At 73.0% G+C, this 11,405-nt stretch carries 13 protein-coding genes and 1 pseudogene; 9 read left to right on the top strand and 5 right to left on the bottom strand.

Going from position 1 to position 11,405, the window contains the following annotated elements; translation table 11 throughout:
• Nucleotides 1-2 precede the first annotated feature (2 nt).
• Nucleotides 3-761 carry a nucleotidyltransferase domain-containing protein gene (locus OG207_RS32840; protein ID WP_329103537.1) on the top strand — a complete coding sequence of 253 codons (759 nt, stop codon included), beginning with the start codon at nucleotides 3-5 and terminating at the stop codon, nucleotides 759-761.
• Here OG207_RS32840 and OG207_RS32845 read toward each other — a convergent pair.
• From OG207_RS32845 to OG207_RS32855, 3 genes are all read right to left on the bottom strand, one after another.
• Nucleotides 750-1,430: a nucleotidyltransferase domain-containing protein gene (locus tag OG207_RS32845; RefSeq protein WP_329103539.1), complete on the bottom strand. Its 681-nt coding sequence runs from the start codon at nucleotides 1,428-1,430 to the stop codon at nucleotides 750-752. The genes OG207_RS32840 and OG207_RS32845 overlap by 12 nt on opposite strands.
• 28 nt (nucleotides 1,431-1,458) lie before the next feature.
• On the bottom strand, nucleotides 1,459-1,947 hold the full coding sequence (locus OG207_RS32850) for a Rieske (2Fe-2S) protein (protein ID WP_329103541.1): 489 nt from the start codon (nucleotides 1,945-1,947) through the stop codon (nucleotides 1,459-1,461).
• Nucleotides 1,948-2,027: 80 nt separating this feature from the next.
• Entirely contained in the window at nucleotides 2,028-2,369 is a 342-nt protein-coding gene (locus OG207_RS32855) for a DUF952 domain-containing protein (RefSeq protein ID WP_329103543.1), read from the bottom strand.
• Nucleotides 2,370-2,484: 115 nt separating this feature from the next.
• On the opposite strand from OG207_RS32855, the pseudogene OG207_RS32860 reads away from it, so the two are divergent.
• From OG207_RS32860 to der, 5 genes and pseudogenes are all read left to right on the top strand, one after another.
• Nucleotides 2,485-2,952, top strand: a pseudogene (locus tag OG207_RS32860) (YidB family protein); the annotation flags it as partial.
• Between the two features lie 131 nt (nucleotides 2,953-3,083).
• Nucleotides 3,084-4,172 carry a prephenate dehydrogenase gene (locus tag OG207_RS32865; protein ID WP_329103546.1) on the top strand — a complete coding sequence of 363 codons (1,089 nt, stop codon included), beginning with the start codon at nucleotides 3,084-3,086 and terminating at the stop codon, nucleotides 4,170-4,172.
• Between the two features lie 135 nt (nucleotides 4,173-4,307).
• On the top strand, nucleotides 4,308-5,015 hold the full coding sequence (cmk, locus tag OG207_RS32870) for a (d)CMP kinase (RefSeq protein ID WP_329103548.1): 708 nt from the start codon (nucleotides 4,308-4,310) through the stop codon (nucleotides 5,013-5,015).
• Between the two features lie 56 nt (nucleotides 5,016-5,071).
• Nucleotides 5,072-5,659, top strand: a complete 588-nt coding sequence (locus OG207_RS32875; protein WP_382550876.1) for a lysophospholipid acyltransferase family protein — start codon at nucleotides 5,072-5,074, stop codon at nucleotides 5,657-5,659.
• 76 nt (nucleotides 5,660-5,735) lie between these two features.
• Nucleotides 5,736-7,199 carry a ribosome biogenesis GTPase Der gene (gene der / locus OG207_RS32880; protein ID WP_329103552.1) on the top strand — a complete coding sequence of 488 codons (1,464 nt, stop codon included), beginning with the start codon at nucleotides 5,736-5,738 and terminating at the stop codon, nucleotides 7,197-7,199.
• A 34-nt stretch (nucleotides 7,200-7,233) separates the two neighbouring features.
• Here the strand turns inward: der and OG207_RS32885 are convergent, their stop codons facing one another.
• Both OG207_RS32885 and OG207_RS32890 read right to left on the bottom strand, forming a co-directional pair.
• Nucleotides 7,234-7,596: a hypothetical protein gene (locus OG207_RS32885; RefSeq protein ID WP_329103554.1), complete on the bottom strand. Its 363-nt coding sequence runs from the start codon at nucleotides 7,594-7,596 to the stop codon at nucleotides 7,234-7,236.
• A 207-nt stretch (nucleotides 7,597-7,803) separates the two neighbouring features.
• Entirely contained in the window at nucleotides 7,804-8,613 is an 810-nt protein-coding gene (locus OG207_RS32890; protein ID WP_329103556.1) for a hypothetical protein, read from the bottom strand.
• A gap of 296 nt (nucleotides 8,614-8,909) precedes the next feature.
• On the opposite strand from OG207_RS32890, the gene OG207_RS32895 reads away from it, so the two are divergent.
• The 3 genes from OG207_RS32895 to OG207_RS32905 all read left to right on the top strand — a co-directional run bounded on the left by OG207_RS32895 (nucleotide 8,910) and on the right by OG207_RS32905 (nucleotide 11,305).
• Nucleotides 8,910-9,647, top strand: coding sequence for a LysM peptidoglycan-binding domain-containing protein (locus OG207_RS32895; RefSeq protein WP_329103558.1), 738 nt, complete (start codon nucleotides 8,910-8,912; stop codon nucleotides 9,645-9,647).
• Between the two features lie 97 nt (nucleotides 9,648-9,744).
• Nucleotides 9,745-10,287 (top strand): hypothetical protein, encoded by a 543-nt coding sequence (locus OG207_RS32900; RefSeq protein WP_329103560.1) that lies wholly within the window; start codon nucleotides 9,745-9,747, stop codon nucleotides 10,285-10,287.
• A gap of 37 nt (nucleotides 10,288-10,324) precedes the next feature.
• Nucleotides 10,325-11,305 (top strand): helix-turn-helix transcriptional regulator, encoded by a 981-nt coding sequence (locus OG207_RS32905; protein ID WP_329103562.1) that lies wholly within the window; start codon nucleotides 10,325-10,327, stop codon nucleotides 11,303-11,305.
• Nucleotides 11,306-11,405: the final 100 nt, after the last annotated feature.

Here is an 11,405-nt window from a genome sequence, read left to right on the forward strand (position 1 = left end):
CCATGCTGGACGCACTGAGCATCGACCTGACCCCCGTCGTGGCGGAGCAGCCCGACCCGCTGCTCTTCGCCACGGTCTCCGGCGCGCACCTGTACGGCTTCCCGTCCCGGGACTCCGACATCGACCTGCGCGGCGCCCACCTGCTCCCGGCGGAGGCCCTGCTGGGTCTGCGCGATCCGGAGGAGACCCGGACCCGCATGTGGGACCGGGACGACGTGGAGATGGACCTCGTCACGCACGACCTGCGCAAGTTCGTCCGCCTGATGCTGAACCGCAACGGCTACGTCCTGGAGCAGCTGCTCTCCCCGCTCGTGGTCCACACGACGGCGGCGCACGAGGAACTGATCGCGCTGGCCCCGGGCGTGCTGACCTCCCACCACGCCCACCACTACCGGGGGTTCGCGGGCACCCAGTGGCGGCTCTTCGAGAAGTCCGCCGAACTCAAACCGCTGCTCTACGCGTTCCGGGCGCTGCTCACCGGCATCCACCTCATGCGGTCGGCCGAGGTGCAGGCGCACCTGCCGACCCTGCTGGCCGAGGTGCCGGAGGCGCCCCCGTACCTCGCCGCCCTCGTCGAGGCCAAGGTGGCCGCCGAGCACGGGGGCTACGAGGGGCCGCCCGTCGGCGGCGTGCGCGAGGACCTCGAGGCGCTGCACGCCGTGCTCGACGCGGCTCAGGCCGCTTCCGCGCTGCCCGAGCACGTGACGGCGTACGACGCCCTCGACGCGTTCGTCGTGCGGCGGCGCGTGCTACACGGCTGACGCGCGGCGGGTGCGGACCAGGAAGTCCTGCACCCGGGCGTGGTCCGGCTCCGCCGGCAGCACGGTGCGGGCCAGGGCGCTCTCGGTCTCCTCCTGGAGGCGGGCCATCCAGGCGTCGACCGCCTCCCAGGTGAGCTCGCCGCGGCGGACCGCGAGCAGGCGGTCGCGGTACGGGCCGGCGTCGATGGTCAGCCGGCCGGTGCGCAGCAGGTCACGGCAGGACAGCAGCAGGCGCAGCAGGTGCATGGCGTGCTTCCAGCGCGGGGCGCCGTGGACCCGGACGTCGGCGAGGAGCTTGCCGCGCTGGGAGGCCGCGTACCGGCTGAAGCTGGTGTGGGCCCGGCGGGAGAGGAAGGCCCCGCGCAGCGAGAGCAGTTCCTCGCCGACCGGGGTCACCTCTTCCACCAGGGGGGAGTGCAGGCACTCCAGGATGTTCGGGTTGGCCCGCAGGGCCAGTTCACAGAAGCGCTCCAGCTCCCAGGAGAACTCCTCGTCCCGCGGGCCCTCCACGTGGGTGGGGGGCTTCTCGAACCGCCAGAACAGCGGCGTCGGGGCGAGGTAGACACCGCGCAGGTCGGTGTCGCTCGCCTCCGTCGCCAGTCCGAACGCCCGGGAGCCCATCACGCACCGGTAGACGGTGTGGTCCCGTACCAGTGTCAGATCGTCCATCCGGGGAGCTTAGGCGCCTGACCTGCCGCTATGCGAGCGAGATATTGCCGTCCGCCGCGACCTTGATCTTCTTCTCCGCCAGCCCCTTGGTGGCCGGGCCCTTGGTCACCGCGCCGTCGGCGACCGCGAACTTGCTGTTGTGGCAGGGGCAGTCGATGCTGCCGTCGTCCACCTTGTTGACCAGGCAGCCCTGGTGGGGGCAGACCGCCGTGAAGCATTTGAAGGTTCCGGCCTTGGGCTGGGTGACCACGACCTTCTCCTCCTTGAAGACCTTGCCGCCGCCCACCGGGATGTCCGCCTTCTTGGTGAGGGCCTTGCCGGCCGCGGCGCCCGTGTCCGCCGAGGTGGCGGGAGCCGGAGCGGCGGGCTCGGCGGGCTGGGCGGGCACCTCGTTCGGTTCCCCCGGGGCGGCCTTCTCACCGCCGCTGCTGCCGCAGGCGGTGATCGTGCCGCCGGCCAGGGCGGCCGCGCCGATCGTCAGTACCGTGCGCCGGGCGGTGTGCGTGAGGTCGCTCATGAGTCTCTCCTCGCTTCGTGGCCGGATGGCGTCAGCATCCTGGCCTGCGGCGGGCCTCAGGTGAAGCCTGCCGCGCCGGTTTATCGGCCCGGTTCCCATGGGGCCAATGAGGCAGGGCTGCCGGGTGTGCGTACGACCTCCCACACGTGGATCACGGCTTCCCGGTTCAGCGGGCCGTGAACATGCGGGTAACGGCCGCCGGAATCACTCTCCCGGCGGACCTCGGCGGTCAGCGCGCCCTCGTCGAGCTCCACCGCGAGCAGGATCCCGGGTACCGACCGGTAGTGCGCGTCGACGATCGCGAGTGCCGTGGGGCGGTCCGCGGAACAGTGGACGAACCCCTCGGTCGCCAGCGAGGGCGGGGCGTAAGGGAGCTCGGGGGCAGCGGCCCAGTCGGCGAGCGGGACGATGTGGAAGATCATGCGGATGGTTCTACCGCAGGGGGCGCGGACGTGTGCGCCAGGTGGCGGCACGGTCCACCATGGGTGACATTGTCCGTGTCTCGAAGCCGGGTGCGCCACGTCCGCGCGGCCCGGTCCCTCTGCGAAAGGCACGACGATGGCGGGTAACGACCTCGGTTCCCTTCTCGGCGGTCTCCTGGGCGGGAGCAGCGGTCAGGGCGGGAGCGCCGGCGGGGGAGCCGGCGGCGCCGGCAACGTCCTCGGTGCGCTGCTCGGCGCCCTGATGGGCGGGGCCGGCGGTTCCCAGGCCGGCGGGAGCAACCCGCTCGGCGGGCTGATGGACATGCTGACCAAGTCGGGCCTGGCCGACCAGGCCCAGTCCTGGATCGGCACCGGCGACAACCAGTCGGTCAGCGGGGCCCAGATCGCCGAGGCGCTCCCCGACGAGGCCCTCCAGAAGGCGGCCGCGCAGGCCGGCGTCAGCCCGCAGGAGGCCGCCGACCAGATCGCGCAGGCGCTGCCGACGGCCGTCGACAAGCTGAGCCCGGGCGGAGAGCTGCCGACCGGTTCGCTGGAGGAGATCATCCGGGCGCAGAACCTCTGACCGACCGCGAGCGCCGCACCGGGGCGCGGCCGCCGTCCCACGGGATGGGCGGTCGGGCCCTCGTGCCGCAGGTGCTGGATACCCTGGCCGGACAGTCCGTCAGCTCGCCTTTACGTCCCCTGGAGTGCCTCGTGAGAACCGCCGCCGTCATCGGAACCGGACTGATCGGCACCTCCGCGGCGCTCGCCCTGTCCGCCAGGGGGATCACCGTCCACCTCGCCGACCACGACCCGGACCGGGCCCGCACGGCCGCCGCCCTCGGGGCCGGCACCGACGAGGCCCCCAAGGAGCAGGTCGACCTCGCGATCGTCGCCGTACCGCCGGCCCACGTGGCCGCGACCCTGGCCGACCTGATCGGGCGCCGGGTCGCGCGCGCCTACGTGGACGTGGCCAGCGTCAAGGGCGGACCGCGGCGGGAGCTGGCGGCGCTCGGCGTGGACGTCACCGCGTACATCGGGACGCACCCGATGGCCGGCAAGGAGCAGTCGGGGCCGCTCGCCGCCACCGCGGACCTCTTCGAGGGCCGCCCGTGGGTGCTGACCCCCACCCGCGACACCGACCACGAGGTGCTCAACCTCGCGCTGGAACTGGTGGCCCTCTCCCGGGCCGTACCGGTGGTGATGGACGCCGACGCCCACGACCGCGCGGTGGCGCTCGTCTCGCACACCCCCCAGCTGGTCTCCAGCATGGTCGCGGCCCGGCTGGAGGAGGCCGACGAGACCGCGGTCCGGCTGTGCGGACAGGGCATCCGCGACGTGACCCGGATCGCGGCCTCCGACCATCGGATGTGGGTGGAGATCCTGTCGGCCAACCCGGGACCGGTCGCCGACGTCCTCGCCGGGATCGCCGCCGACCTGGAAGAGACCGTGGAGGCACTGCGGGGCCTGCAGTCCGCCGACGTGGAGAAGCGCCGCGGCGGCGCCGCCGGCATCGAGGACGTGCTGCGCCGCGGGAACGCGGGCCGGGTCCGGGTGCCGGGCAAGCACGGCGCGGCGCCCACGGTCTACGAGACGGTGGCCGTGCTCATCAGTGACCAGCCCGGCGAGCTGGCACGGATCTTCGCCGACGCGGGGCGGGCCGGGGTCAACATCGAGGACGTACGGATCGAGCACGCGACGGGTCAGCAGGCCGGCCTCGTCCAACTCATGGTCGAGCCGAGGGCGGTTGCCGGCCTGACCGCCGAGCTGCGCGAGCGGGGCTGGGCGCTGCGGCAGCAGTAGCGGGGCGGCCCGTTCCGGGGCCGGCCGGCCCCGGAAAATACGGCGGGGACGGCGGCCGTCCGGGGCCGGTAACCTTGGGGAGGGGCGCTTTGCCGCGCCCGGACACGTACGCGCAACCAGGAAGGTGCCCGCACCGTGGAAACCGCAGCTCCGTCCGCCGTGATCGTCGCCATCGACGGTCCCTCCGGCACGGGCAAGTCCAGCACCTCCAAGGCCGTGGCCGCCAAGCTCGGGCTGCGCTACCTGGACACCGGCGCCCAGTACCGGGCCATCACCTGGTGGATGATCACCAACGGCGTCGACACCGACGACCCGCAGGCCATCGCGATCGCCGCCGGCAAGCCCAGCATCGTGTCCGGCACCGACCCGGCCGCCCCCACCATCACCGTGGACGGCCTCGACGCCGCCGGCCCCATCCGGACCCAGGAGGTCACCTCGAAGGTCAGCGCCGTCAGCGCCGTCCCCGAGGTGCGCACCCTGATCACCGACCTGCAGCGCTCCATCGCGGCCGGGGCGGCCCAGGAGGCCGACGGGATCGTCGTCGAGGGCCGGGACATCGGCACCACCGTCCTGCCCGACGCCGACCTCAAGATCTTCCTGACCGCTTCCGCCGAGGCGCGCGCCGCCCGCCGCAGCGGCGAGCTCCAGGGCAAGGAGGCCGCCGACCTCGCGGCCACCAAGGAGGCGCTGATCAAGCGCGACGCGGCCGACTCCGGCCGCAAGACCTCCCCGCTGGCCAAGGCCGACGACGCCGTCGAGGTGGACACCACCGAACTCACGCTCGACCAGGTGATCGAGTGCGTCGTGACGCTGGTGGAAGAGAAGCGGGCGGGCCGCAAGTGAGCCAAGCGCCCTCCCTCAAGGGTGCGGCGGTCGGCAGGCGCATCGGCATCGGGCTCATGTACGGGCTCTGGAAGCCGCGCGTACTGGGGGCCTGGAAGGTGCCCGCCTCGGGCCCCGTCATCCTCGCCGTGAACCACTCGCACAACATCGACGGCCCCATGGTCATGGGCACCGCGCCCAGACCGCTGCACTTCCTGATCAAGAAGGAAGCGTACGTGGGCCCGCTCGGCCCCTTCCTCGAAGGGATCGGGCAGGTCAAGGTCGACCGCGGCGGTCCCGACCGGACGGCGATAGGGCGCGCCCTCGGCGTGCTCGACAATGGAGGGGCCCTGGGGATATTTCCCGAGGGCACCCGGGGCGAGGGAGACTTCGCCTCGCTGCGCGCGGGCCTCGCGTACTTCGCGGTCCGCAGCGGCGCCCCCGTCGTCCCCGTGGCCGTCCTGGGCAGCGGAGACACCCCGGGCCGGGTCGTCAAGGGCCTGCCGGCCCTCAAGAGCCGGGTCGACGTCGTCTTCGGCTCGGCCTTCGACGCGGGTGACGGCAGTGGCCGCCGTACCCGTACCGCGCTGGACGAGGCCACCGTACGCATCCAGGACCGGCTGACCGCCCACCTGGCCGACGCCAAGCGCCTCACCGGGCGCTGAGCGAGACTTGAAACCAGTAGTGGAACCGCGCTGCGCGGGCACCACCGATCACCACGAACGACGAGGAACGGACTTCATGAACGACCAGCACGACCACGGAGCACTTGGCGATGCCGAGTACGCGGAGTTCATGGAGCTCGCCGCGGAAGAGGGCTTCGACCTCGAAGAGGTCGAAGGCGCGATCGAGGAGGCCGGTCACGGCCCGCTCCCCGTCCTCGCCGTCGTCGGCCGCCCGAACGTCGGCAAGTCGACCCTGGTGAACCGGATCATCGGCCGCCGCGAGGCGGTCGTCGAGGACAAGCCCGGCGTCACCCGCGACCGCGTCACGTACGAGGCCGAGTGGGCCGGCCGCCGCTTCAAGGTCGTCGACACCGGAGGCTGGGAGCAGGACGTCCTCGGCATCGACGCCTCCGTCGCCGCCCAGGCCGAGTACGCCATCGAGGCCGCCGACGCGGTCGTCTTCGTCGTCGACTCCAAGGTCGGCGCCACCGACACCGACGAGGCCGTCGTACGGCTGCTGCGCAAGGCGGGCAAGCCCGTCGTGCTCTGCGCCAACAAGGTCGACGGCCAGAGCGGCGAGTCCGACGCGGCCTCCCTGTGGTCGCTCGGCCTCGGCATGCCGCACCCGGTCTCCTCGCTGCACGGCCGCGGCACCGGTGACATGCTCGACGCCGTCCTGGAGGCCCTGCCCGAGGCCCCCGAGCAGACCTTCGGCGGCGCCGCCCCCGGCGGCCCGCGCCGCATCGCGCTGATCGGCCGCCCGAACGTCGGCAAGTCCTCGCTGCTCAACAAGGTGGCGAAGGAGGACCGCGTCGTCGTCAACGAGTTGGCCGGCACCACCCGCGACCCGGTCGACGAGCTGATCGAACTCGGTGGCATCACCTGGAAGTTCGTCGACACCGCCGGTATCCGCAAGAAGGTCCACCTGCAGCAGGGTGCCGACTACTACGCCTCCCTGCGCACGGCCGCCGCCGTCGAGAAGGCGGAGGTCGCGGTGATCCTGATCGACACCACCGAGACCATCAGCGTCCAGGACCAGCGCATCATCACGATGGCCGTCGAGGCGGGCCGCGCGATCGTGATCGCGTACAACAAGTGGGACGAGCTCGACGAGGAGCGCCGCTACTACCTCGAGCGCGAGATCGAGACCGAGATGCAGCAGGTCTCCTGGGCGCCCCGGGTGAACGTCTCGGCGCTCACCGGCCGCCACATGGAGAAGCTGGTCCCGGCGATCGAGACGGCCCTCGCCGGCTGGGAGACCCGCGTCCCCACCGGCCGGCTGAACGCCTTCCTCGGTGAGGTCGTCGCCGCCCACCCGCACCCGATCCGTGGCGGCAAGCAGCCCCGCATCCTGTTCGGTACCCAGGCGGGCAGCAAGCCGCCGCGGTTCGTCCTCTTCGCCTCCGGCTTCCTGGAGCACGGCTACCGGCGCTTCATCGAGCGCCGCCTGCGCGAGGAGTTCGGCTTCGAGGGCACCCCGATCCACATCTCGGTGCGGGTGCGCGAGAAGCGCGGCGCCCAGTACAAGAAGAAGAAGTAGGAGCCGGGCGGGGACTCCGTCGGACTCCGAGGGGTCAGTAGCCCCGGCGCGGAGCGGGCGGCAGGGCCGCCGGGACGTGTGCCGTCCCGGTCTGGTGCTGCCGCCCGTCGGCGTATCCGGGGCTGCCCGCGTACGAATACGCCGGCAGCGGCTGCGGGGCGTACGAGGGCTGCCAGCCGTCGACGCGCTGCCAGGCGGAGCCGTTCCAACCGCTGCCGTACGAGGTGCCGCTCGTGTACGAGCCCCCGTAGGCGAAGGCCGTGAACCCGTGGTCCTCCTCGCCCGTACGGTCGCCCGGCAGCGCCCGGAAGGCGCGCAGGTACTCCGAGTACAGCGTGTCGTAGATCGGGGTGTGCGAGTCGGCCGGAGGGGTGTCCCGGTCCCGTGCGGGACGCATCGCGGGGACGGTGCTCGGATAGGACGGGGCGCGGGAGGAGTCGTATGCATGCACGTATCAGCCAACGAAACCGGCGCGTTGCGGATGCGGGGTGACAGGTGAGGAAACACAGATCGCCGGGGGTGTGCGGGACGGACCGCACACCCCCGGCGCACGCCGCCCGGCCCCACGCCAAGGGGCTCGGCGGCCGTTCTCGTACCGGCGGGGTCAGGCGCCGGGCGTACCCGCCAGCGGCATCGCGGCGGCCACGAGCTTGCCCGCGGCGGCGGCCTTGTCCAGGGCGTCGCGCAGCAGGTCCTCGCGGGGCTGCTGGCCGATGGAGCCGACCGGGGCGGCGTAGATGAGCACGCGCTGGGTCTTGTTGACGGCGGCCCGCCAGCCGTCGGTGACCGACAGCGCCTGGTGCGCCTGCCACCAGGCGACCTGGCCGGTGCCGTCGTTGCCCGGCTGCAGGACGGCGTGCAGCTGGCCCGCGGCGAGCAGGACCGACCAGCCGCCGAGGAGGGTGGGGACCTCGGTGGTGTCGGTGACCGGGATGAACCCCTGCTCGATGAGGAGCGGCAGGAAGTCGTCGCCGGGGCCGTCGCTGCCGGGGCGGGCGATGGGCGCGGTCGGCTCGACGACCAGGGCGGGGTGCAGCTCCCCGGCGATCAGGATCAGGCCGCTGGTGATGCCGAGGACGGCCTGGCCGCCGGGCACGTTCTGCGGGGCGGCGCCGGGGCCACCGGCGGCGGCCGGGCTGTCGCCGGTGATGCTGCGGACGGCGCCCTGGAGCTGCTCCTCGGAGACCGAGACCACCTGCGAGGGGATGCAGGTGGCGTGGGCGAAGGCGAGGACGGCGGTCTCCTCGCCGACGAACAGCACCGTGCTGGTGCGGTCGTTCTCGGGGTCGCCCGGGGTGCGGCAGGAGGTGCAGTCGTAACTGCGCGGCGCGTCCTCGCCGACGAGCAGCCTGTCGGCTTCTTCGTCACCGATCTCGGCACGTACCTCATCACTGACGTCGAGCATGCGCGGCACGGGGTGGCTCCTCGGCATAGGTGCGGGTCCGGGAGGCTCCCGGCTCGCCGGGCTCAACGGTCGAGCGGCGGCCGGGGTCACGCCATTCGAGGGAACGGATTCGAACCTGGCCCCCGGAAGGGTGAACCGTCCGACCTCGGCTTCTTTTTCGTGTCAACTGTTCTCTGCTTGTGCTCAGTTGGTGCCCGGGTGTGGCCGTTTGGGGTGGTGGTCGCGGTCGGCCGACCGGGTGGGGCGCGGTGACCTGCCGCGTGGCGGGCCGGAGGGGGCCGCGGGTGGCTGCGTAGCGTGACGCGATGCCCCACCATCGGACCTGTCGGGCCGCCTCCGGCGCCGCCGTCGCGCTCGCCGCAGTGCTGGCGCTCGTACTGCCCCGCGCGGCCGCGGCCGCGGCTCCGCCGCCTCCGGCGCCCGGGCCGGCCGGGGCGGCGCACCCCGGCTCGCCCGGCGTGATCGGGGACGGGCCGGGGGACTGCGGACCGGGCGGGGAGTGGCCCTGGGACTGCGTGGCCGACTGCGAGAGCGGTGGCCGGTGGTCGGTGAACACCGGCAACGGCTTCTACGGCGGGCTGCAGTTCTGGCAGCCGACGTGGGAGGCGTTCGGCGGGCTGGTCTTCGCGAAGCGCGCGGACCTGGCCAGCCGGGTGCAGCAGATCCGGGTCGCGGAGGAAGTCCTCGGCTCGCAGGGCTGGCAGGCGTGGCCGGTGTGCTCCAAGCGGTACGGGCTGGCCGGGCGGATGCACGCGGTGCGCGACGGCGACACGCTGGTGTCGATCGCCAGCAAGCGCCGGGTCCGGGGCGGGTGGCGGGCCCTGTACGAGGCGAACCGGGAGCGGATCGGGCCGAAGCCGGAGGCCCTCGCGGTGGGCATGCTGCTGGTCGTCCCCACCACGGAGCCCGCCGCCCCGCCGCAGGTCCCGGGCGTGCCGGCACCCGTACCGGGGCCCGTGCCCGTGCCGGCGTCGGTCACCGTTCCTGCCGTTCCTGCCGCTCCGGCCGCTCCGGCCGCTCCGGCACCGGCCCCGCGCCCCTGACCGGGGCGCCCGGGCCGTCCGCGCGTTGCGCGCTGCCCCGAGGGCGCTGACCCTGGAAACGACGAGCCGAACGGCTCGGACACCGGTGGTGAGCCAGATGGTTCTGAGCAGACGCCCGCGCGTCCACCCGCGCGCACCCGCACGCGCCGCGGCCTGTGCGGCGGCCGCGGTCCTGCTGGCCCTACCGGCGGCCGTGGGATGGTCCTCGCCCGCAGTGGCGGCCGGGGCCCAGGACCCACCGTCCGCCGCGGCCGGGATCCTGCCGGCCGTGGACGGGCCCGCGGACCCCGAGGCGGCCAAGGCGCAGATCGAGAAGAACTGGACCGCGTTCTTCGACCCGAAGACCCCGACCGACGAGAAGGCCGAGCTGTTGCAGCACGGCGACCTGCTCAAGGTGCTGCTCGACGGCTTCTCGGCCGGTGCCGAAGCGGCCAGGACCTCCGTCAAGGTCACCGACGTCGCCTTCACCTCGCCCACCGGGGCCGAGGTGACCTACGACCTGTTGGTCGGCGACGAGACGGTGCTGCCCGGCAGCAAGGGGACCGTGGTGTTCGAGGACGGGGTCTGGAAGGTCTCCCTGAAGACCCTCTGCGCGCTCGTCGAGCTCAGCGGCGCCGAAGCGCCACCGCTGCTCTGCTGAGGCCCGGCCGGTCGCGGAGCGCTGGCAGACTCTGGGGATGCTCGATACCTCCGCACGACTGCTGCGCCTGCTTTCCCTGCTGCAGGCCCACCGCGAATGGACCGGGGCCGATCTCGCGGACCGCCTCGGGGTCACCGCGCGGACGGTCCGGCGCGACGTGGACCGGTTGCGGGAGCTCGGGTATCCGGTGAACGCCAGCCCCGGGACCGGCGGCGGCTACCAGTTGGGCGCGGGGGCCGAGCTGCCGCCGCTGCTGCTGGACGACGACGAGGCCGTGGCCGTCGCCGTGGGCCTGCGGACCGCAGCCGGCAACGGGGTCGAAGGCATCGGGGAGGCCTCCGTACGCGCCCTCGCGAAGCTGGAGCAGGTGCTGCCGTCGCGGCTGCGCCGCAGGGTGTCCGCACTCAACGACTTCACCGTGCCCATGCTGCGCGGCGCCCAGCGGTCCACGGTGGACCCCTCGGTGCTGACCGAGCTGGCCTCGGTCTGCCGGGACGGCGAGCGGCTGCGCTTCGGGTACCGCGACCACGAGGGGAACGTCAGCCGCCGCACCGTCGAACCGCACCGGCTGGTGTGCACCGAGCGGCGCTGGTACCTGGTCGCCTGGGACCTGGACCGGGAGGCGTGGCGGACCTTCCGCGCCGACCGGATCGAGCCCAGGCCCCCGCACGGACCGCGCTTCACCCCGCGCCCGGCGCCCGCCGAAGACCTCGCCGCGTACGTCTCCGAGGGCGTGTCGCAGCGGGCGTACGCCGCCCGCGCGGTGGTGCGGCTGAAGGTTTCGGCGCAGGACGCGGCACGGATCATCGGGCCGAGCGACGGGGTCCTGGAACCCGTCGACGGGCAGAGCTGTCTGCTGCGCACCGGGGCCGTGAACCTGGACGTTCTGGTGATTCACGTCATGCTGCTCGGTTGTGAGTTCGAAGTGGTCGAGCCGCCGGAGCTGACGGATCGGATCAGGGCCGCACGGGATCTCCTGGGTAGGGCCGTGGAGGCCGGAGAAGTGCAGGAAATGTAGGGGAGCTGAGGGGGATTCAACTGGTCTGGTCCAAGGGGATCGTGGCAATCCCGGACAGGAATTCGGCCGCGTTCCGAACAAATTCCAAACCGTCTGGACC

Origin of the sequence: Streptomyces sp. NBC_01439 (genome assembly GCF_036227605.1) — a bacterium.
Lineage (GTDB): Bacteria > Actinomycetota > Actinomycetes > Streptomycetales > Streptomycetaceae > Streptomyces.